General features: G+C 67.6%; 19 protein-coding genes and 2 tRNA genes. 15 read left to right on the forward strand and 6 right to left on the reverse strand.

Annotated elements, in window-relative coordinates:
* Positions 1-72 precede the first annotated feature (72 nt).
* Entirely contained in the window at positions 73-2637 is a 2565-nt protein-coding gene (locus E5A74_RS02575) for an ATP-binding protein (RefSeq protein ID WP_166745575.1), read from the forward strand.
* A 12-nt stretch (positions 2638-2649) separates the two neighbouring features.
* Here E5A74_RS02575 and E5A74_RS02580 read toward each other — a convergent pair whose 3' ends face one another.
* Entirely contained in the window at positions 2650-4632 is a 1983-nt protein-coding gene (locus E5A74_RS02580) for a putative bifunctional diguanylate cyclase/phosphodiesterase (RefSeq protein WP_135982529.1), read from the reverse strand.
* Positions 4633-4713: 81 nt separating this feature from the next.
* On the opposite strand from E5A74_RS02580, the gene moaA reads away from it, so the two are divergent.
* From moaA to E5A74_RS02605, 5 genes are all read left to right on the forward strand, one after another.
* Positions 4714-5727: a GTP 3',8-cyclase MoaA gene (moaA, locus tag E5A74_RS02585; protein ID WP_135982531.1), complete on the forward strand. Its 1014-nt coding sequence runs from the start codon at positions 4714-4716 to the stop codon at positions 5725-5727.
* Positions 5724-6491, forward strand: a complete 768-nt coding sequence (locus E5A74_RS02590) for an NAD kinase (protein ID WP_135982533.1) — start codon at positions 5724-5726, stop codon at positions 6489-6491. The genes moaA and E5A74_RS02590 overlap by 4 nt, the downstream gene beginning before the upstream one ends.
* A 57-nt stretch (positions 6492-6548) precedes the next feature.
* Positions 6549-6623 (forward strand) — tRNA-Asn (locus E5A74_RS02595).
* Between the two features lie 50 nt (positions 6624-6673).
* Positions 6674-6748 (forward strand) — tRNA-Asn (locus tag E5A74_RS02600).
* Positions 6749-6757: 9 nt separating this feature from the next.
* Positions 6758-7174: a secondary thiamine-phosphate synthase enzyme YjbQ gene (locus tag E5A74_RS02605; protein WP_135982535.1), complete on the forward strand. Its 417-nt coding sequence runs from the start codon at positions 6758-6760 to the stop codon at positions 7172-7174.
* A gap of 448 nt (positions 7175-7622) precedes the next feature.
* Here the strand turns inward: E5A74_RS02605 and E5A74_RS02610 are convergent, their stop codons facing one another.
* A complete protein-coding gene (locus tag E5A74_RS02610; protein WP_240699605.1) occupies positions 7623-7832 on the reverse strand; it encodes a KTSC domain-containing protein in 210 nt (69 codons plus the stop codon).
* Positions 7833-7889: 57 nt separating this feature from the next.
* Here E5A74_RS02610 and E5A74_RS02615 point away from each other — a divergent pair, with 57 nt between their 5' ends.
* The 3 genes from E5A74_RS02615 (at position 7890) to E5A74_RS02625 (ending at position 10148) form a co-directional block, all read left to right on the forward strand.
* Positions 7890-8906: an adenosine deaminase gene (locus E5A74_RS02615; protein ID WP_135982539.1), complete on the forward strand. Its 1017-nt coding sequence runs from the start codon at positions 7890-7892 to the stop codon at positions 8904-8906.
* Complete coding sequence (locus E5A74_RS02620) at positions 8903-9424, forward strand: phosphoribosyltransferase (protein WP_240699606.1); 522 nt, start codon at positions 8903-8905, stop codon at positions 9422-9424. Before E5A74_RS02615 ends, E5A74_RS02620 begins: the two co-directional genes overlap by 4 nt.
* A 160-nt stretch (positions 9425-9584) precedes the next feature.
* On the forward strand, positions 9585-10148 hold the full coding sequence (locus E5A74_RS02625; RefSeq protein ID WP_338111775.1) for a CC0125/CC1285 family lipoprotein: 564 nt from the start codon (positions 9585-9587) through the stop codon (positions 10146-10148).
* Positions 10149-10452: 304 nt separating this feature from the next.
* Here the strand turns inward: E5A74_RS02625 and secA are convergent, their stop codons facing one another.
* The 3 genes from secA to E5A74_RS02640 form a co-directional block, all read right to left on the reverse strand.
* Entirely contained in the window at positions 10453-13197 is a 2745-nt protein-coding gene (gene secA / locus E5A74_RS02630) for a preprotein translocase subunit SecA (protein WP_135982543.1), read from the reverse strand.
* 108 nt (positions 13198-13305) lie between these two features.
* The gene (locus E5A74_RS02635; protein ID WP_135982545.1) at positions 13306-13566 is read right to left on the reverse strand and encodes a hypothetical protein; all 261 of its coding nucleotides are present in this window, start codon (positions 13564-13566) and stop codon (positions 13306-13308) included.
* Positions 13567-13650: 84 nt separating this feature from the next.
* Positions 13651-14469 carry an energy transducer TonB gene (locus E5A74_RS02640; protein WP_135982547.1) on the reverse strand — a complete coding sequence of 273 codons (819 nt, stop codon included), beginning with the start codon at positions 14467-14469 and terminating at the stop codon, positions 13651-13653.
* A gap of 54 nt (positions 14470-14523) precedes the next feature.
* On the opposite strand from E5A74_RS02640, the gene argJ reads away from it, so the two are divergent.
* The 3 genes from argJ to E5A74_RS02655 all read left to right on the forward strand — a co-directional run bounded on the left by argJ (position 14524) and on the right by E5A74_RS02655 (position 16544).
* Positions 14524-15750: a bifunctional glutamate N-acetyltransferase/amino-acid acetyltransferase ArgJ gene (gene argJ / locus E5A74_RS02645; protein ID WP_135982549.1), complete on the forward strand. Its 1227-nt coding sequence runs from the start codon at positions 14524-14526 to the stop codon at positions 15748-15750.
* A gap of 96 nt (positions 15751-15846) precedes the next feature.
* Complete coding sequence (locus E5A74_RS21415; protein WP_135982551.1) at positions 15847-16080, forward strand: SEC-C metal-binding domain-containing protein; 234 nt, start codon at positions 15847-15849, stop codon at positions 16078-16080.
* Between the two features lie 53 nt (positions 16081-16133).
* The gene (locus E5A74_RS02655) at positions 16134-16544 is read left to right on the forward strand and encodes a GFA family protein (RefSeq protein WP_135982553.1); all 411 of its coding nucleotides are present in this window, start codon (positions 16134-16136) and stop codon (positions 16542-16544) included.
* 198 nt (positions 16545-16742) lie between these two features.
* On the opposite strand, the gene E5A74_RS02660 is transcribed toward E5A74_RS02655, so the two are convergent.
* Positions 16743-18392 (reverse strand): alpha/beta hydrolase, encoded by a 1650-nt coding sequence (locus tag E5A74_RS02660; RefSeq protein ID WP_135982555.1) that lies wholly within the window; start codon positions 18390-18392, stop codon positions 16743-16745.
* Positions 18393-18633: 241 nt separating this feature from the next.
* On the opposite strand from E5A74_RS02660, the gene E5A74_RS02665 reads away from it, so the two are divergent.
* From E5A74_RS02665 to E5A74_RS02670, 3 genes are all read left to right on the forward strand, one after another.
* Positions 18634-19155, forward strand: coding sequence for a hypothetical protein (locus E5A74_RS02665; RefSeq protein ID WP_135982557.1), 522 nt, complete (start codon positions 18634-18636; stop codon positions 19153-19155).
* Between the two features lie 77 nt (positions 19156-19232).
* Complete coding sequence (locus E5A74_RS20765; protein WP_166745576.1) at positions 19233-19409, forward strand: hypothetical protein; 177 nt, start codon at positions 19233-19235, stop codon at positions 19407-19409.
* An 85-nt stretch (positions 19410-19494) separates the two neighbouring features.
* Positions 19495-20160 (forward strand): DMP19 family protein, encoded by a 666-nt coding sequence (locus tag E5A74_RS02670; RefSeq protein WP_166745577.1) that lies wholly within the window; start codon positions 19495-19497, stop codon positions 20158-20160.
* Position 20161 lies beyond the last annotated feature (1 nt).

A 20161-nucleotide genomic window follows, 5' to 3' on the forward strand; every position in this document is an offset into this window, starting at 1 on the left:
CGTTGCATCCCGCAACGAAAAGGCGCCAATTCGCTCTATAGTAGAGAATAAAGAGTTTCAGGGAACTCGATGATGACGGATGCCTCCCGGCCCCGCTCGCGGCTCATGATCGCGGCGGTGTTTCTATTGCTGATTGTCTGCGCGGGTTCCGGGCTGTGGCTCGCCGCGGAGAAGCAGAAGGCCGAGACCTGGGTGCGCCACACCTTCGAGGTCTCCGATCGGCTGTCGCGCGTTCGCATCCTGAATCTGCGCAGCGAGCTTTTCCGCCGCAATTATCTGCTCACCGGCAAGGCCGAGGATCGCGCGGCGGTGGACGCCCTGCGCCGCGCTCTCTCGCGCGAACTCGACGCGCTGCGCCGGATGACCACCGACAATCCCGAACAGGGCATTCGCATCGCCCGGCTCTCGGCGATGCTGCAGCAGCGCCTCTCGGCGTCGGCGCGCTCGATGTGGCTGCGCGGCACCGGCCGGACCGCCGAAGCGATCGACACGCTCGACAGCCCGGCCGCGCGTGAGGAAACCGCCCGGTTGCTCCGCACGGTGACAGAGATCGAGAGCGAGGAGCAGCGGCTTCTCGCGGCCCGGCTCGACCATTCCAATGGCTATGAGCAGCCGGTCCAGATCGCGTTCGGGCTGAGCGCGTTCCTCGTCCTGCTGCTCGCGCTGCTCGTCCTCCGCGACCGGCGCGCGCGCATGCTCTCGCTGCGCGACGCCAACAGCCAGCTCGAACAGGACATTGCCCGGCGCGAGATCGCGGAGGCGCAGCTCGCGCTTCTCGCCGAGAACGCCACCGATGCGGTGTTCCGCATCGATCTCGACGGGATCATCACCTACGCCTCGCCTTCGACCGAGCAAGTGGTCGGCGTCACCCCCGAGATCGCGGTCGGCAAGCATGTCGCGACGCAGGTCCACCCCGACGATCGGCAGAAGGTGCTCGAATTCTACGCCGAGCTGACCGCCGGCCGGATCGATCAGGGAATCGTCGCCAATCGCATCCTTCGCCGCGGCCGGAGCGGCGCGGATTGCTGGATCGAGACCAATTGCGGCCTTGTTCGCGACGACGCCACCGGCGCGCCGGTCGAGGTCATCGCCTCGCTGCGCGACGTCTCCAAGCGCAAGCGTCTCGAGTTCGAGCTCGAAGGCGCCCGCGCGCGCGCCGAGGCGGCGGCGAGCGCCAAATCGAGCTTCCTCGCCAATATGAGCCACGAGATCCGCACCCCGATGAACGGCGTGCTCGGCTTTGCCGATCTCTTGCTCAACAGCGGCCTCACCGAGCAGCAGCAGCGCTACGCCCAGCTGATCGCCGATTCGGGCAAGGCGATGATGCGGCTGCTCAACGACATTCTCGACATCTCGAAGATCGAGGCGGGGCAGATGCAGATCGCCCCCGAGCGCGTCGATTTCCGCCACGCGCTGCGCAACTGCGTCAAGCTGATCGAACCCGCGGCCGCGCAAAAGGGGTTGCGGCTGCGCTTCGACGTCGAGCCCGAGCTGCCGATCTTCGTCGTGATCGACGGCCTGCGGCTGCGCCAGATCGTGCTCAACCTGCTCGGCAATGCGGTCAAGTTCACCGAACGCGGCAGCGTATCGCTCGAGGCGAAACGCGGCTGGCACAATGGCCGCGCCAATATCGAGATCACGGTCGCCGACACCGGCATCGGCATCGCCGCGGATCGGCAATCGGCGATCTTCGAGCAGTTCGTCCAGGCCGAAGGCTCCACCGCCCGCCGCTTCGGGGGCACCGGCCTCGGGCTTTCGATCAGCAACCAGCTCGCCACGTTGATGGGCGGCACGCTCGATCTGGCGAGCGAGGAAGGCACGGGCACCAGCTTCACGCTGCGCGTCCCGCTGGTGCTCGCGGACGCGTCGGATATGGACGCCGTTGCGGCGGAGCAGCGCGACGACCAGCCCGAACGGCCGCTGCGGATCCTGCTCGCCGAGGATCACGACGTGAACCAGAAGCTGATGGAGGCGATGCTCGCCCGGCTCGGCCACGAATCGGTGACGGTCGCCGACGGCAGCCAGGCGCTGCACGCCGCGATCGCCGCGTCGCGGTCGGACAAGGCCTTCGATCTCGTCCTGATGGACATGCAGATGCCGGTGATGGACGGGCTCGAGGCGACGCGGGCGATCCGCGCGGCGGGGCTCAGCAACCGGACGCTGCCGATCCTCGCGCTCACCGCAAATGCCTATGCCGACGACATCGCCGCCTGCCTCGCGGCGGGCATGCAGGCGCATCTCGCCAAACCGATCCAGCTGGCCGAGCTCGCCACGGTGATCCGCCGCTGGACGCGCATCGAACCCGCGCAGCCCGAGGCGCCGGCGCCGACCGCGCCCGCGCGGCCCGCCGAACCCTCGCTGATCTCGCCTGCGCTCCGCGCGCGCTATGATGCGCGCAAGGAAGAAGTGGCGGTGTGCGCCGAGCGCCTCGCCGCTGCAGACACGGTCAGCGATGACGACGCCGTGGAGCTCGGCGAATTGCTCCACAAGCTCGCCGGCTCGGCGGGGATGTTCGGCGAGGCCGCGCTGGGCGACGAGGCCTCGGCCTTCGAGGAACGCCTCGCGCGAAGCCCGCCCGAAGCACGGGCCGCGGCGGTGCGCGCGATCGTCGAGATGCTCCGCCAGCCCGCCGACTGACGGTCCGCGCCTTTATCCCTGCACGAGATTGGCCAGCGCCGGCACGTCGAGCGGCTCGGCGCAGAGATAGCCCTGGAAATATTGGCAGCCTTCCTTGGCGAGCAGATCGAGCTGCGCTTCGGTCTCGACGCCCTCGGCGACCACCGCCAGCCCGAGCGAGCGCGCCATGTCGATCACCCCGCGCACCACCACCCGGTCGCGGTGCGCGCCGGTGATGTCGTGGCTGAGCCGCTTGTCGATCTTGAGATAGTCGAGCGGCAGCGCCTTCAGATAGGCGAGGCTCGAATAGCCCGTACCGAAATCGTCGATCGCCACCCGGCAGCCCGCCGCGCGCAATTGCGCGAGCAGCCGCGCCGCCTCCGTCAGATCGGCCATGATCCCGCTCTCGGTGATCTCGATCGTCAGCCGCGCGCGTGGAAATCCGCTCGCGTCGATCCGGCCGAGCAGGCTGTCGGCGAAGCCGGCGCGCGCGACATCGCTCGCGGTGACGTTGATCGACAGCCGCAGCCGGCCGAGCTTCGACGGCCATTGCGCCGCCCCGGTCAGCGCGCGGCGCTGGACATGATCGCTGAGCTGCGTCTCGAGCCCGGCGCGCTGCGCGGCGAGGAACAGCGTCTCCGCGCCGATCTCGCCGAGCTGCGGGTGGTGCCAGCGCGCCAGCGCCTCCACGCCGACGATCTGCCCCGATGCGATCGCGACCTGCGGCTGGAAACGCACGCCGATCTCGCCGCGCTCGAGCGCACGGTGGAGATCGTTGGTCAGTTCCTCGATCGGCGGGGCATTGGGTTCGGCGGGCACCGCGTCGCCGAGCAGCGCCTCGCTCGCCCGGCGCAGCAGGCTGGTCGCCGAATCGCCCGGCACACTGGTCATGCTCGCCATGCGAGCGCCGAGATGCGCGATCTCGCCCCCGGCGACGAACGGCCGGCTGAGCGCCTCTTCGAGCCGCGCCTCGGCTTCGGCGAGGTGCGTGCCGTCGGCATCGTGGCTGGCGACGAGAAATTCCGACCCGGCGATCCGCGCCACGATCGCCTCGCGCCCCAGCACCTGCCGCGCGACATCGGCCGTCCGCCGCGAGACGCCGCGCAGCAGCTCGTCGCCGGCGGCGCGGCCATAGGCGGTGTTGACCGTCTCGAAGCGGCTGAGCCCGATCAGGATCGCGCCCACTGCCTTGCCCTCGGCAAGCCCGCGATCGATCCAGCGCCGCGCGCTGGTTGCGTCGCGCGCGCCGGTGAGCGCGTCGCGCACCGCGACGCTGGCGTCGGGCGCGATCCCCAGCGCCTCGATCAGCCCGTGCAGCGCGCCGGTGTTCGTATCGAACTGGAGATGCTGGACCACCCGACCGACCCCGCTCAGATCGTGCGCGAACGCGGTCGATCCCTGCCGCTTGTCGAGCCGCCGCAGCGCGGTCTTGACGAGGCCGCGATCCTCGGGATCGAGCCGCCGCATCACCGCGCGCATTCCCGGCGCTTCGCTAAGGCCGAGCAGATTGGCGAGCCCCGGGGTCAGCTGGAGCGTGCGATCGGCAGGATCGATGCGCCAGCCGAGCGGCTCGGCGGCGCCGCCGCCATGCCCGCGCGCCGCGGCTAGCCGATCGACATGGAGCTGGGCGAAACGGATCGCGTGCGCCATCGCCGCCGACGACATCGGGCTGCCGAGAAAATGCGTCGCCCCGGCATCGTAGAAATGGCGCATGTGCACCGTGTCGCTCTGCGAGACGAGGATCAGCATCGCGCCACCATGCGCCTCGACCGCGGGGCCCAGCGCCTTGGTGGCATCGAGCCCGTCGGTCATCGCGCCGCGCGCGTCGATCACCGCGACGCTGGCCCCGCTGGCGAGAAAGCGCTGCTCGAGCCCGTCGGGACGCCGCGCCGCGACCACCCGCCATCCCCCGCCCGCCGCCGCGGCGGCGACTTCGTCGCGCTGACGGAAGGACAATACGAACACCGGCGTGTCGGCAGCGGCATTGGCGTCGGCGATCGTGAAATTGTCTTCCATTGCCCTATCGATAGCGGGAAGCTTCGCCCACCGCCATCCGGAGGGTTGTTTGGGCGCGCACAAGGCCTTACGCCGCGCATCATGGCCAGCGTTTCCGTCGACAGCGCCGATAAACTGGTGGACCGGCACGGCCGGGCGATCAGCTATTTGCGCATCTCGGTCACCGATCGCTGCGATCTGCGCTGCCGCTATTGCATGGCCGAGGCGATGACCTTCCTCCCCCGCGCCGAGCTGCTCAGCCTCGAGGAGATCGCGCTGATCGCCGAGCGCTTCATCGCGCGCGGGGTGCGCAAGATCCGCCTGACCGGGGGCGAGCCGCTCGTCCGCCGCGACATGGTCGAGCTCGCCTGGCGGCTCGGCCGGCAGGTCGGCGCCGGGCTCGACGAGCTCACCCTCACCACCAACGGCACGCGCCTTGCCGGGCATGCCGAGGAATTGTTCGCGGCGGGGATGCGGCGGATCAACGTCAGCCTCGACAGCCGCGATCCCGAGCGCTTCCGCTACATCACGCGCCATGGCGACGTGACGCAGGTGCTGGACGGCATCGCCGCGGCGAAGGCGGCGGGTCTCCGGATCAAGATCAACATGGTCGCGCTCAAAGGCCTCAACGAGGACGAGATCGCGCCGATGCTCGCCTGGGCCGCCGACGAGGGGCACGACCTCACGCTCATCGAGACGATGCCGCTCGGGCAGATCGACGAGGACCGCGCCGATCGCTTCCTGCCGCTGCCGCGGGTGCTCGCCGATCTGCGCGACCGCTTCGATCTCGCGCCCGACGGACACCGCAGCGGCGGCCCCGCGCGCTATTGGCGGCTGGCGGGGAGCGACACCCGGCTCGGGCTGATCTCGCCGCTGACCGGCAATTTCTGCGCGACCTGCAATCGCGTCCGTCTCTCCACCGACGGCAAGTTGCACATGTGCCTCGGCCATGACGATTCGGTCGATCTGCGGGCGGCGATCCGCGGCGGCGGACTCGCCGAGGTCGATGCCCGGATCGGCGAGGCGCTGGCCCGCAAGCCCGAGGCGCATGATTTCCGCATCGAAGCCGGCGCCGCGCCGGCGGTGGCGCGGCACATGAGCGTCACCGGCGGATGACCGCACGCGCGCTCGTCGCATCGCCGACTCCACCCGCGCAGATCGCCGCCGAGGAGCTGCGCCGCGCCTATGACTGGGTGCCGCTCAATCAGGCCGATCAGGTCGTCGCGCTGGGCGGCGACGGCTTCATGCTCCAGACGCTCCACGCGATGCTCGAGCGCCGCCGCCTCCTGCCCGTGTTCGGGATGAACCTCGGCACGATCGGCTTCCTGATGAACGACTGGCGGCTCGACGGCCTCGAGGAGCGCCTCACCCGCGCCAAGCCGTTCCGCGTCTCGCCGCTCAGCATGACCGCGACCACCGTCGACGGCGAGCATTGCGTGCTTCCCGCGATCAACGAAGTCTCGCTGCTCCGCGAGACGCGCCAGACCGCCAAGCTCGAAGTCACGGTCAACGATCGCGTCGTGCTCGAGGAACTGGTCGCCGACGGCATGCTCGTCGCGACGCCGGCGGGATCGACTGCGTACAACCTCTCCGCCAACGGCCCGATCCTGCCGCTCGGCTCGGCTTTGCTCGCGCTCACCCCGATCAGCCCCTTCCGCCCGCGGCGCTGGCGCGGCGCGATTCTGCCCGAAAAGACCCGCATCGGCATCCGCGTGCTCGAGGCGAGCAAGCGCCCGGTCAGCGCCGTCGCCGACCAGCGCGAGATCCGCGAGGTTGCCGAGGTCCATGTCGCGATCGACCATATGCGCGACCTCACGTTGCTGTTCGATCCCGAGCATGCGCTCGACGATCGCATAACGATGGAACAATTCATCGCGTGACCCGCTGACTCGCTTGCATCTGAAAAATCCCGAGCTATAGACGCGCCCTCGGCTTGTTCCCTGATAGCTCAGCGGTAGAGCTCTCGACTGTTAATCGAGCGGCCGTAGGTTCGAATCCTACTCAGGGAGCCAGCCGCCGGACTCGCGCCGGCGGCGAGGCATGGAGCCCGGGAAGTCGCTATTCCCTGATAGCTCAGCGGTAGAGCTCTCGACTGTTAATCGAGCGGCCGTAGGTTCGAATCCTACTCAGGGAGCCACTTCAGACGATGCGACAAGCCACGCACATCCTCGGCTTCGACACGCACGGCCAGGGACTGATCGAGATCACGCGCGCGGTGAGTCGCTGGACCGCCGGGCAGCACATCGAACAGGGCCTGCTCACCCTCTTCTGCCGCCACACCTCGGCCTCGCTGCTGATCCAGGAGAATGCCGCCCCCGAGGTCCGCAGCGACCTCGAGGCATGGCTGGCGCGGCTCGCGCCCGAGAGCGACGCCTATGCGCATGACGACGAGGGCCCCGACGACATGCCCGCGCACCTCCGCGCGACGCTCACCGGCATCCAGCTCTCGATCCCGCTGATCGCCGGCAAGCTCGCGCTCGGCACGTGGCAGGGCATCTACCTGTTCGAGCACCGCCGCCGCCCGCATCGCCGCGAGATCGCACTGCACCTGATCGGGGACTAGCCGCCCCGGCTTGTGCTGTAGGACGCCGGCGCGGGCATTTTGTAGGGTTTGACCGGCCTAGAGTCGCAAGAGTCGCGATCAAACGACTCGCGCGTTGCGCGGGTAGGAAATGTGGTTGCGCGGACCGGTAGGAAAATCGACGGCGTCAAAGAGCGCGGCCGGACGGCGCCGGACCGGCGGCGAGCCAAGCAGGCGAAATCCTGCATTGCAAGGATGTGGCCGAGCTCTTTTCTTCGTCATCCCGGCCAGGTGCCGGGATCCCCTGAGCCGCGGCCGGAAAGCTGGAAGAGAGAACAAGTCAGCTGCCGCACGGTGGACCCCGGAAGGCCGGGATGACGAATGGGGCCCGTTCCGAATCCGCTCCTTACTGGATTTCGCGCGCGGACATGCCCCACCCCAACCCCTCCCCTGAAGGGGAGGGGCTTTTTTGGTCCGCCCGAAGCCCTCTCTACAACTGGGTGAACGCGAAGTGATCGCGGATGCGGCGGTTGAAATAGCTGCCCTTGGAGAGCGCCTTGCGCATCCCCGCGGCGACGCGTTCGGGGACGTCGTGATAGCGATAGCGCTTGCCGCTGACGAACAGGATGTCGAGCGCATGGCCGGCTTCGTCATAGTCCCATCCGCGGATCACGCTCGAAGGCATGGCGCACCAACGCATCGCCCCCGCCCCGCGCTCCGGCTTGCGCCGCTCCCCGGCCCCTGCGATGCTCGGGCGATGACCGACCTCGACGCCTTCATCACCGGCCTGCCCAAGGCCGAGCTCCATCTCCATATCGAGGGCAGCCTCGAGCCCGAGCAGATGTTCGAGTTCGCCCGGCGCAACGGCGTCACCATCCCCTTCGCGAGCGTCGACGAAGTCCGCGCCGCCTATGATTTCTCGAACCTGCAGGACTTTCTCGACATCTATTATGCCGGCGCCGACGTGCTGCGCACCGAGGAGGATTTCCGCGACCTCGCGCTCGCCTATTTCGATCGCGCCGCCGCCGACGGCGTCGTCCATGCCGAGATCTTCTTCGATCCGCAGACCCACACGCATCGCGGCGTGCCCTTCGGCGTGGTCGCCAACGGGCTGCTCGCCGGGATGGCCGAGGCCGAGAAGCGCCACGGCCTCACCGCGAAGCTGATCCTCTGCTTCCTGCGCCATCTCGACGAAGCCGACGCCTTTCGCACGCTCGAACAGGCCCAGCCCTGGCTCGACCAGATCGCCGGCGTCGGGCTCGATTCGTCCGAGCTCGGCCATCCGCCGTCGAAATTCGCGCGCGTCTTCGCCGCCGCGGCGGCGATGGGGCTCAAGCGTGTCGCGCATGCCGGCGAGGAGGGGCCGCCCGACTATGTCCATGAGGCGCTCGACTTGCTCGGGGTCGACCGGCTCGATCACGGCAATCGGAGCCTCGAGGATCCCGCGCTGGTCGCGCGGCTCGCGCGCTCGGGGATGACGCTCACCGTCTGCCCGCTCTCCAACGTCAAGCTATGCAACGTCGCCTCGATCGACGTCCACCCGATCGACCGGATGCTGCGCCTCGGGCTGCGCGCCACGGTCAATTCGGACGACCCCGCCTATTTCGGCGGCTATGTCGGCGACAATTACCGCGCGATCGCCAAGGGCCGCGAACTCGACCGCGACGACCTCGTCACGCTCGCGCGCAACAGCTTCCTCGGCTCGTTCCTGTCCGACGACGAAGTCGCCGGCCACCTCGCGAAGCTCGACGCCTATGTGGAGGCCGATGCGTGAACGCGATCGTGTTTACGTCCTACACGCATGACGAGATGGTGGCCGGGATTCATGCGCTCGCCGCGGCGATGGAAGCCGAAGGCTGGCGCCCTGCCCTGCTGGTCGGCGTCGGCCGCGGCGGGCTCGCGCCGGGCGTGTATCTGTCGCACCGCATGAACCTGCCGCTCGTCTCGATCGATCATTCGACCCGGATCGCGCCGTTCGGCGCCGCGCTGATCGCCGTCCTCGCCGAGCGCACCCGCGCCGGCGAGCAGCTGCTGTTCGTCGAGGACATCAACGACAGCGGCAAGACGATCGGCGAGATCCGCGCCGCGCTCGCCGCCGAGGGAGCGATCGACACGAACATCCGCTTCGCCGTGCTGATCGACAATGCGCTCTCGGCGCAGCGCGTCGATTATCGCGCGCGCATCATCGACCGGAGCCGGGACAAGGACTGGTTCATCTTCCCGTGGGAAGCGATGGCGCCGCGCGAGAAGCTCGCCGAGGAGGCCATGGAAGTGCCCGAGCGGCTCGGCTGACCATGTTCAGCCTCCGTCAATCGCCACGGGTGCACGATTCACCGCGTCTTCGCACGGGAGCCTTCATCCCCCGTGCGCGTTCGACTGACGATCGGCATCTCCGCCCCTCGCCATAACTACCGGAGGAACCATGCTAAAAAGCATAACAAAGCGGTCGCGCTTGCTCGCGCTGGCGGCAGCGCTGGCGGGAAGCACCACGCTCGCGGGCTGCATGACCGCGACCCCCTATCAGCCCGCCACCAATTCGTCACGGCTCGGCTTCTGGGACGAGCAGATCGAGAGCAACCGTTTCCGCGTCAGCTTCGCGGGCAACAGCCTCACCGCGCGCGAGACCGTCGAGCGCTATCTGCTGTATCGGGCGGCCGAACTCACCGTGCAGCACGGCGACGATCACTTCATCCTCGTCACCCGCGACACCGAGACGCGCACCGAGACCTATCGCTCGCCGGGCGCCTTTTACGGGCCGGGGCCGTGGGGCTATTGGAGCCCGTCGTGGCGCTTCTATCGCGGCCCGCGCTGGGGCTGGCGCTCGTACGATCCGTTCTGGGACGACCCCTTCTGGCGCGACCGCGACTGGGACTATCGGACCGTCCGCCAATATGAGGCGACCGCCGAAATCGTCACCGGCCGCGGCCCCAAGCCGACGAGCAACGTCCGCGCCTTCGACGCGCGCGAGGTGCTCGATCGCCTCGGCCCGTCGATCCGGATGCCCGAGGTTCGGTGATTGCATAAATCCTCCCCGAGCTTGCTCGGGGAGGGGGACCGCGCCCGCAGGGCGTGGTGGAGGGGCGGCGGTGGAACACCGCCGTCTGCGATGGCGGCCGCTCCACCATCGCTTCGCGATGGTCCCCCTCCCCGAGGCGAGCTCGGGGAGGAATTTTTGCCTTGATCCTCTCTCGCGCAGCGCGGGAAGTGCATGCGCAGCATGACGGAGGGGGCCTCTCCCCAAGCAATGTCGCTTGGGGAGAGGCCCCCTCCACCACTTCGTGGTCCCCCTCCCCCGCTTCGCGAGGGAGGATTTTTTGTGGCTAGCCGGTCAGCGCGCCGTGGCAGTGCTTGTACTTGCGGCCCGAACCGCAGGGGCACGGCGCGTTGCGGCTGACCAGCCCTTCCCACTGCGCCGGATCGGTGCCGAGATCCTCGCCCGAAGGCTGCGGGATGCCCATCTGCGGCAGCTGGTTGAACACCAACCCCGCCGCGCCGGCATCATAGTCGCCGCTATTGTCCATGCCCGTCAGCGGATCGATGTGCGTGGTCAGGAAGTCGGGCAGCTCGGGCAGATCCGGCGGCGGCGCCATGCGGAACTGCGCGAAGGCGAGCGTGCGCGTCACATCCTCGCGAATGTTGCCCAGCATCCGCTCGAACATCGCGAACGCCTCGTGCTTATACTCGTTGATCGGGGTCTTCTGCGCATAGGCACGGAGATGCACGACCTGGCGCAGCGCATCGAGCATCGCGAGATGCTCCTTCCAGTGATGATCGAGATTCTGGAGCAGGATCGACTTCTCGATCTGGGTCCAGGTCTCGGGATCGAGCTCGTCGGACTTGGTGGTGACCACCGCATCGGCGAGTTCACGAATGCGCTCCTCGACCTGCTCGGGCTCGATGCCTTCGCTCTCGGCGATCCACTGGTCGACCGGCGCCTCGACCGCGAGCGTCGTGGCGAGCTTTTCCTTGAGCCCGGCCACGTCCCACTGCTCGGGATAGCTGCCGACCGGGCAGGCATCGCCGACGATGCCGTTGACCGTCTCGTGGCGCATATCCTCGACGACTTCGCCGACGGTGTCGGCGTCCATGATGTCGGCGCGCTGCTCGTAGATGACCTTGCGCTGGTCGTTCATCACGTCGTCATATTCGACGACCTGCTTGCGGATGTCGTAATTGCGCGCCTCGACCTTCTTCTGCGCGGTCTCGATCGCCTTGGTCAGCCATTTCGAGCCGATCGCCTCGCCGTCCTCGATGTTCGAGCGCATCATCCGCGCGAACAGCGTGTTCGAGCCGAAGATGCGCAGCAGATCGTCATCGAGGCTGAGATAGAAGCGGCTGAGGCCCGGATCGCCCTGACGGCCCGAGCGGCCGCGTAGCTGGTTGTCGATGCGGCGGCTCTCGTGGCGCTCGGTGCCGAGCACGAACAGCCCGCCGGCCTGCTTCACGCGGTCCTTCTCGGCGGCGATCTCCGCCTTGATCTGCTCGACCGCGGCGTCGCGCTGCGGGCCTTCCTCCATCTCGCCAAGCTCGTCATGGACGCGGAATTCGAGGTTGCCGCCGAGCTGGATGTCGGTGCCGCGGCCGGCCATGTTGGTGGCGATCGTCACCGCGCCGAGCCGGCCCGCCTGCGCGACGATGCCCGCCTCGAGCTCGTGATGGCGCGCGTTGAGCACCGAATGCTCGACGCCTTCCTTGTTGAGGAACTCGCTGAGCAGCTCGCTCTTCTCGATCGAGACGGTGCCGACGAGGACCGGCTGGCCCTTGGCCGAATGCGCCTTGATCTTCTTGGCGATCGCCCCGAATTTTTCCTCGGTGGTCTTGTAGAACTCGTCCTCCTCGTCGACCCGGCTGATCGGCAGGTTGGTCGGGATGGTGACGACGTTCATCTTGTAGATGTCGAAGAATTCGGGCGCCTCGGTCGCGGCGGTGCCGGTCATCCCCGAGAGCTTGGGGTACATGCGGAAATAGTTCTGGAAGGTGATCGAGGCGAGCGTCTGGTTCTCGGGTTCGATCTGGACGGCTTCCTTGGCCTCGACCGCCTGGTGCAGGCCGTCCGACCAGCGCCGGCCGTCCATCATGCGACCGGTGAACTCGTCGATGATGATGACCTTGCCGTCCTTGACGATGTAGTCGATGTCGCGCTTGAACATCACGTTCGCGCGCAGCGCCTGGTTCAGATGGTGGACCACCTGGGTGTTCTCGAAATCATAGAGATTGGCGCCCTGGAGCAGCCCCGCGGCCTCGAGCATACGCTCGATCTTCTCGGTGCCGTCCTCGGTGAGCACGACGGTGCGCTGCTTCTCGTCCTTCTCGTAATCGATCGGCACGAGCTGCTTCACCACCGCGTCGACGCCCATATAGAGCTCGGAGCGGTCGTCGGTCGGGCCCGAGATGATGAGCGGCGTGCGCGCCTCGTCGATCAGGATCGAATCCACTTCGTCGACGATCGCGAAGTTGAACGGCCGCTGCGTCATCGAGGCGCGGTCGTACTTCATGTTGTCGCGCAGATAATCGAAGCCGAACTCGTTGTTGGTGCCGTAGGTGATGTCCGAGGCATAGGCGGCGCGGCGCTGCTCGTCGGTCAGGTTGGGGATGATCACCCCGGTGGTGAGGCCGAGGAAGCCATAGACCTGCGCCATCCATTCGGCGTCGCGCTTGGCGAGATAGTCGTTGACGGTGACGACATGGACGCCCTCGCCCGGCAGCGCGTTGAGATAGGTCGCGAGCGTCGCGACCAGCGTCTTGCCTTCGCCGGTGCGCATCTCGGCGATCTCGCCGCGATGGAGCACGATGCCGCCGATCATCTGGACATCGTAATGGCGCTGGCCGAGCGTGCGCTTGGCCGCCTCGCGGACGGTAGCGAAGGCTTCGGGCAGGATGCTGTCGAGCTTCTCGCCGTTCGCCAGCCGTTCGCGGAAGAGGATCGTCTGATTGGCGAGGGTCGCGTCGTCCATCGCCGAGATGGTCGGCTCGAACGCGTTGATCTTCTGGACGATCGACCCGAGCGACTTGACGTAGCGTTCGTTCGAGGAGCCGAAAATGGTCTTGGCAAGGCCGCCGAGCATGGAGATTTCCCGTATCTATATGGTGGTCGGGCGGACGCAGCACGCATGGCCGCACCCGCATCAAACGAAGTTCGGAGAAGAGCGGTCCCTCAAGCGGACCGCGCGCGCTTATTCGAGCCGGCGCTCGAAGCGCTGCTCCACGGCGGGAAGCACTTTGGCCTCCGCAACCGCCCAATGCTGGCCGATCGCCGTCGTGCCGTCGGCAACCGGATGCACCGGCCGCGCCGCACGCGCCTGCTGGCTCGCGGCCTGCACCACCTCGGCGGCGCGGACCACCGCGACATCCTGCACCCCGCGCACGCCGCGATCGCCCGTACCGGTTCCGGTCAGGCTCGCGAGCAGCGCAGTGAGGAGAAGCAGCAGGTTCAAATCGGCTCTCTCAGGGCAGAAGGCTGCGACATAGTGTGCCGCGTGCCGTTCGTCCAATCCAAAGCGTGGTTAGCGGCGGCGGGCTCACGGTCGGTCTTCTGGTCTTGGTTCCCCCGTCAAGGTTTTCGCCCAGACCCGCACCTTGTGCGCAGTCGTCGTCGCAAATTGCTCGGGAAGACGGGCACACATGTTCCTCGGCAGTCCGATACTGCCGGCACGAACGGTCTCGACGCATCGGAGCACGCGACCGCCGGCATCCACCTCGAAAAGGGCTACGGCAAGCGCGTGTCGATGCGTGTCAGTTGCCTCGGCTTCCATGGGCGCTACCGCCGCCTCGTCCAGATCCATGCCATAGGACGAGATCAGCGTTATCGCGGTGCCATTCTTTGCCAATGAAAGTGCCCAGGCGAACGCCGGTGCTATCTGCGCATCGCGACTTCCCTCGCAAAGAAGGTCGTCGCCCTTTGCAAGGTTCCCCTTCCCAATCACGTGGCACGCTTCCACCTTCCCGTCACCGTTCACCACCACGCGGACCGACACCGCGCCCTGCTCGAGAAGCATCGGGACCTTGGAGAGCTGCCAACGGATACGGCTCGTCCAGGTCGACTTTGTCGGCTCCCCGGCGCGGTCCAATGCCGGAGCGAAGCGTGCGCGCTGCATCAGCAGGGAACAGGTCTGGTTGTCGAGTTCGACATAGCCGGAAGTCGCCCGGATGTCGCAGGCGGTCGGCGCGCCCGACGGATCCAGTGTCAACGCAATGGCCACTGTGCCTTCCTGATTGTAGCGCAGCGCGATCGGAGGATAGTCGTCGCTCGTTACCCATTGCGTCGGCACGCTCACGGGGCGCGCGGCCGCGCCGATCTCTGCATCCTGGATCGCAATCCAGAAGGGCAGCAAAATCATTGATCTTTCCCCCCGCTTGCCCGAAGCAGCCGCACCCTATCAGCAGGCTGCTCCATGTCCACCGAACGCTCCCCGCTCGCGCTGCCCTTTCCCGAACTCCCCGCGATCGCCGGCGTGACGCCGCGCATCGCCCGCGCGCGCTACAAGACGTGGGATCGCTGCGACCTCACCTTCGTCACGCTCGATCCGGGCACGGCGGTGGCCGGCGTGCTCACCCAGAGCCGCTGCCCCTCGCCCGAAGTCGAATGGTGCCGCAAGGCGCTGGGGCTCGGCCGCGCCCGCGCGCTGGTGGTGAATGCCGGCAATTCGAACGCCTTCACCGGCGATCGCGGCCGCGCCGCAGTGGAGAATCTCGCGGCCAAGACCGCGCGGCATCTCGGCTGCGATCCCTCCGACGTCTTCCTCGCCTCGACCGGGGTGATCGGCGTGCCGCTGCCGATCGACAAGAGCGAGGCCGGCCTCGCCGCGGCCTTCGCCGCCGAGCCGTGCAGCTGGGAAGCCGCCGCCGAGACGATCATGACCACCGACACCTTCGCCAAGGCAGCGGTGACCCGCGCCGTGGTCGACGGGCGCACGGTCAACCTCGTCGGGATCATCAAGGGCTCGGGGATGATCGCGCCCGACATGGCGACGATGCTCGGCTTCGTCTTCACCGACGCCGCCGCCGAACCCGAATTCCTCCAGGCCGCGCTCGCCGAGGCCAACCGCACCAGCTTCTCGTGCATCACCGTCGACGGCGACACCTCGACCAGCGACACCATCCTCGCCTTCGCCACCGGCACCGCGGGCAACGCCCCGCTGACCGGCGACGACGATGCCGGCGCCGATGCCTTCCGCGCCGCGCTCGCCGATCTCTGCCATCAGCTGGCGTTGCTCGTCGTCCGCGACGGCGAAGGCGCGCAGAAGCTGATCGAGATCACCGTCGAGGGCGCCGAGAGCGACCGCAGCGCGCACCGCATCGCGATGTCGATCGCCAACTCACCGCTGGTGAAGACGGCGATCGCCGGCGAGGACGCCAATTGGGGCCGGGTGGTGATGGCGGTCGGCAAGGCGGGCGAACCCGCCGAGCGCGACAGGCTCGCGATCCGCTTCGGCGCGACGCAGGTGGCGCGGAACGGCCTCGCGGTCTCGGGCTATGACGAGGCGCCGGTCGCCGCGCATCTCAAGGGCCGCGAAATCGCGATCGGCGTCGATCTCGGTCTTGGCGACGGCCGCGCCACCGTGTGGACCTGCGATCTCACCCATGGCTATATCTCGATCAACGCCGATTATCGGAGCTGATCGGGCTTGCGTTCCGCGGGGGACGAAGCCAGGCACGGCGTGCCGCCGCCTCCGGCGGCCAACGACAGGAGGCCGATATGGCACGCCAGACCCGCGATGATCTCCCCTGCTTTCGAGATCACCAGTAAGCGCCGCAGGGGTTACCCCTCTGAAACGCATGTGAAGCGTGGACTGCGCTTCGTGCACGGCGACGTCGAACTCATCGAGAAGCTGGGCCGCAAGGATCCCTGCCCCTGCGGCTCCGGAAAGAGCTTTCAAAAATTGTTGCCTGCGCTCGGGTCGGTTTCGACGGCGCCGGGCGCCATGACTATTGGCGCGACTAGACGCTAAGGCTGGCCGGGCCGTCGTGCCCGGCCGGTGCTGCGGATCGAGAGGAGGCGAGCATGGAAGGTGGCTGCATGTGCGGCGCGGTGCGCTATCGGCTGCGATCGGCGCCCTATGACGCCGGCTGGTGCCATTGCCGTACCTGCCAGCTGAACTCGGGAAGCCCGGCGATGGCGTTCGCCACCGTGCCGATCGGCGACTTCGTCTTCACACTGGGTGAGCACCTGGTCGGGAGCGTCGCGTCGAGCGACTTCGGCCATCGCCGCTTCTGCACGCGCTGCGGCACGCCGTTCCTGATGCAGGTCGACCACCAGCCCGAAACGGTCGATTTCAGCATCGCCACGCTCGATACGCCCGACGCGGTGGTGCCGGGATTCCACATCTTCTACGCGAGCCGTATCGGCTGGGCCGAAGCCGGCGATGCCCTGCCCCGCCACGACCGCTTCCGTCCCGATACGCGCGGGCTCTGACGGGGGCCCGGGGGCTGGGCTCGATTAGCCAAGCCGTCATCCCGGACGGTAAGGTTTTCCGTCGGAAAGCCCTACTGTCCGGGAGCCACCGCTCCAACAGCAACTGCGTCACGGTGGATCCCGGACAGCTCAATTTTCCGACCAAATCAGAGATTTGGAGAAAATTGGCTTCCGGGATGACGGGCTTGGTGTCTGGCCTCAGCGCCCCGCCATCGCCGCCTTGAGCCGCGCGGTGTCCGCGTCGCTCCAGCCGGGCGGCTGGGTCACTTCCTTCCACGCATCGATATAATGGGCTGCGGCGAAGACGTGCCCGCGCCCGGGCGGCACCATGCCCGACAGCGTGATGTCGACTCCCATCTGCAGCGCGCTGACGATCGGGATCCAGCGCAGCGCGGGCGAGACGTCGGGCCCGCGCGGATCGAGCCATTCGGGCCGTCGCCAGAACATGCTCGGCTCGAAAAAGGTGATCGGGTCGCTGGCATATTGCAGCATCACGATCCGCATCGGCCCCCATTTGGCGCCGGGAATGGCGAGATGATTCTGCTGGTTGGTGAAGCGGACGGTCGAACCGTCGCCCGACATCGGCAGCCACGCCGGCGAGCCCGGTTGCCGCCCCGCGGTGAGCGTGCGCCACATCGTGCTGCGAAACGGCGTCCCGCTCCACACCGCGCCGTTGAACGGATCGCCGATCACCTTGAACATGTCTGCCGAGCGCTGCGAACCGAGCGCGCCGAGGCTCAGTCCGGACAAATAGAGCTTCGGCCGCGAATCGTGCGGCAGCGTCGTCCAATAGCCGTAGACGGTGTCGAACAGCGCGTGCGCCGTCTCGCTGCCGTTCTCGGGCTCGATCAGCAGCGACAGCCAGCTCGACAGATAGGAATATTGCACCGCCACGCTCGCGACATTGCCCCGGTGCATATATTCGAGCGTGTCGATCCCCGCCGGATCGACCCAGCCCGTGCCGGTGGGCATGATGATCACCAGCACCGGCCGATCGAACGCGCCGACCCGCTTCAGCTCGGCGAGCGCGAGCGCGGCGCGGGCGCGCGGCGTCGCCGCCGAATTGAGCCCCGCATAGACCCGGATCGGCTGGCGTGCTTCGCCACCCGCCAGCGCGGCGATGCTCTCGCGATTCGGCCCCGCGTCGATGAACTCGCGCCCCGCCCGTCCGAGGTGCTGCCAGTCGAGCAGCGAGGCCGCGCTGCCGGTGCGCAGCGGATCGATCGGCCGCGCGACGTCGGTCTCGATCAGCGCATCGAACTCGCGATACGAGCTGTCGGCGATCGACAGGGCGAGCCGGAAGATCAGCCCGTCGAGCACCGACAGGCAGAGCAGCGCCGCGAGCAGCACGCCGAGAAAATTGGCCGCCCGCTCGGGCATGTGCTGCTTGAGCCGCCGCGAAATGATCCGGAAGCTCAGCCCGATCAGCCGCGCGAGCGCGCGCAGCAGCCAGAAAGTGATCGCCGCGACGATACCGACGAAGAGCGGGCTGGCGCTCGCCTCCAGCGGCAGCTGCAGCGCCGCGCGCACCGAATTCTGCCAGCCCGTCGCCAGCCACAGGAAGATGACGGCGACGACGCAGCAGACCGCCGCAGTGACCAGCGTCGCCCGCCGGACGAAGGCCGCGCCGGGTCGCGGCAGCTGGACATAGGCCCAGAGACGCTCGAGCAGCAGCCCGAGCCCATAGCCGAGCGCGAACGAGAAGCCGGAAAGCGCCCCCTGCAGCACGAAATGGCGCGGGATCATGCTGGGCGTCAGCGAGGCGGCGAAGAAGAAGGTGCCCCAGATGAGGCCGGGCAGCGACAGGCGAACCAGACGGGCCTCGAGCCCCTTCGTATCGAACCTCATGCCCCGGCGCCTCCGTCAAACGAATGCACCTCCCGCCCCGCAAGGCTCTTAAGCAAATTCAAGTTGTCTCGCAACATGAATAAGTGAACCTTCGGCCGATCGGTTTAATAAACTTAATCAGTACGTAGTGAATTTGCAGTCGATCGACTTGATTTACGGGATCGTGTACAGTGACTGCCGTAGAAAACAGCGCTTCCGCACTGAAATTCTACTCCCGCGCTTTTCGGGAAGGAGTGCCGCGATGGCCGTATCGTACAAATCCGAGATGAGCCTGCTCGATTTCGAGGAGCGCGAGCTGCTGCGCTCGACGCACCACCCCTATATCAGCGAACTCGACCGCGGCACGCTCGAGGATCGCCGCGGCCTGCTCCGGGACCTGCGGGACAAGGAAAAAGGGTTCGCCCGGCAGAAGCAGCGCGAATCCTCAGGCAAGGCCGAGCCGCGCGGCAAGCGCTTCCCGGGAACGATCGCCCGCCCCTATCAGCGCAAACAGGCCTTCGCCTCGGCAATCAAGCGCCTCAACCGCGAGATTCGCCGGCACGAGGTGTTCGAGGCGAAGACCGCGCACGGCGAAGCGGCGCGCCACGCGCTCGAGTTGCGGCGCGCGCAGCAATTCCCCGAACGCCCCGAGCAGAAGACCGCCGACGAGGGGCTGCGTCCGCTGCCGAGCCGGCGGACCCGGCGGATCCTGCCCGGCAGCCAGATCGGCAGCGTCTCGCAACAGAACAAACGGCATCAGGCGCGCAAGGACAAGCGGAGCTGAGACGGCTATTCCGGGCGTGCCGTGCATCCCGGGCGGACGCCGCGCGTTGTATCCGGTCCCGAGCAAGGAGCGTCCCGATGATCGAAAGGCCGGATCCCCGCGAAGCCGCCGCGATCACCGCGATGTCGCTCGATCTCGTCGAGCTGCTCGCGACGATCGAGCAGGTCCGCGCGCAGCTGCAGCGCGTCCATGCCGGGCTTGTCTGCGCCCAGCTCGACGCCGCCGAGCAGCTCCGCCCGGTGGGGCCGCAATAGCGCCACCGGTCGGCGCCCTCCCCGTTTCATCGGCAAGTGGCGTTCGCGCCGGCTTGCCAATAGGGTGCGGGAAAAGGGGGGACGAATGCCGCGCGACCGCATCACCGAGATCAGGCTCTCCCCCGGCGCGTCCGCCGCGCACGAAGCCGATGAGATCTGCCTGTGGGCGGACTATTTCGTCAGCGCCGCCATCGACGAGTTCGGTTACGAGCCCGACGAGCTTCCCGAAGGCGCCGAGGATTTCACCCATCTGTGGAAATATCACGGCGAAGTGCTGAACGGCGGACACGCGCAATATGGCGGCAACACCGACGGCGACGTTTCCGAATGGTCGCAGGCGCTGCGGGCGCTGCAGCGGCTGGGGCGCCCGGACTATGAGGGCATCCTCGCGGATTTCATCCGGTTCTCGATCGAGAATGAGGAACGGATCTACGAACTGTACGAAGAGGATGAAGCAGCGGCCACGGACCTGTTCCGCGGCTTCGATGAGCGTTTCTACGCACTCGAGCGGCAGGGTGACGGTTTGCGCGACGCCATTCATGCGTGGCTGGTGCAGCAGGAATGGCTGATCGTCGACCGGACGCTGCCGGCTTTCACCATGGGTCACCTCCGCCAGTCGATCCCGCCGCACCCGCTGCTGGAAGAGCGCCGGGCCGCGCGCCGGCGCCGCAACATCGCCGAGAATTCGGGTACCACGCAGGCCTTTCTGCGCGAGTTGCTCGACCGGCTCAGGGCCAAACCCGGGCCCTGAC

Source organism: Sphingomonas naasensis, from assembly GCF_004792695.1.
Taxonomy (GTDB): Bacteria; Pseudomonadota; Alphaproteobacteria; order Sphingomonadales; family Sphingomonadaceae; genus Sphingomonas; species Sphingomonas naasensis.

Excerpts from the sequence above, each read along its gene's own strand:
- E5A74_RS02660 (WP_135982555.1), bottom strand. The coding sequence starts at position 18,392 with ATGAGGTTCGATACGAAGGGGCTCGAGGCCCGTCTGGTTCGCCTGTCG.
- E5A74_RS20765 (WP_166745576.1), top strand. The coding sequence starts at position 19,233 with ATGATCGAAAGGCCGGATCCCCGCGAAGCCGCCGCGATCACCGCGATG.
- argJ (WP_135982549.1), top strand. The coding sequence starts at position 14,524 with ATGTCCACCGAACGCTCCCCGCTCGCGCTGCCCTTTCCCGAACTCCCC.
- E5A74_RS02640 (WP_135982547.1), bottom strand. The coding sequence starts at position 14,469 with ATGATTTTGCTGCCCTTCTGGATTGCGATCCAGGATGCAGAGATCGGC.
- E5A74_RS02615 (WP_135982539.1), top strand. The coding sequence starts at position 7,890 with ATGACCGACCTCGACGCCTTCATCACCGGCCTGCCCAAGGCCGAGCTC.
- E5A74_RS02590 (WP_135982533.1), top strand. The coding sequence starts at position 5,724 with ATGACCGCACGCGCGCTCGTCGCATCGCCGACTCCACCCGCGCAGATC.
- secA (WP_135982543.1), bottom strand. The coding sequence starts at position 13,197 with ATGCTCGGCGGCCTTGCCAAGACCATTTTCGGCTCCTCGAACGAACGC.
- E5A74_RS02610 (WP_240699605.1), bottom strand. The coding sequence starts at position 7,832 with ATGCGTTGGTGCGCCATGCCTTCGAGCGTGATCCGCGGATGGGACTAT.
- E5A74_RS02665 (WP_135982557.1), top strand. The coding sequence starts at position 18,634 with ATGGCCGTATCGTACAAATCCGAGATGAGCCTGCTCGATTTCGAGGAG.
- E5A74_RS02575 (WP_166745575.1), top strand. The coding sequence starts at position 73 with ATGACGGATGCCTCCCGGCCCCGCTCGCGGCTCATGATCGCGGCGGTG.
- E5A74_RS02580 (WP_135982529.1), bottom strand. The coding sequence starts at position 4,632 with ATGGAAGACAATTTCACGATCGCCGACGCCAATGCCGCTGCCGACACG.
- E5A74_RS02670 (WP_166745577.1), top strand. The coding sequence starts at position 19,495 with ATGCCGCGCGACCGCATCACCGAGATCAGGCTCTCCCCCGGCGCGTCC.
- moaA (WP_135982531.1), top strand. The coding sequence starts at position 4,714 with ATGGCCAGCGTTTCCGTCGACAGCGCCGATAAACTGGTGGACCGGCAC.
- E5A74_RS02655 (WP_135982553.1), top strand. The coding sequence starts at position 16,134 with ATGGAAGGTGGCTGCATGTGCGGCGCGGTGCGCTATCGGCTGCGATCG.
- E5A74_RS02605 (WP_135982535.1), top strand. The coding sequence starts at position 6,758 with ATGCGACAAGCCACGCACATCCTCGGCTTCGACACGCACGGCCAGGGA.
- E5A74_RS21415 (WP_135982551.1), top strand. The coding sequence starts at position 15,847 with ATGATCTCCCCTGCTTTCGAGATCACCAGTAAGCGCCGCAGGGGTTAC.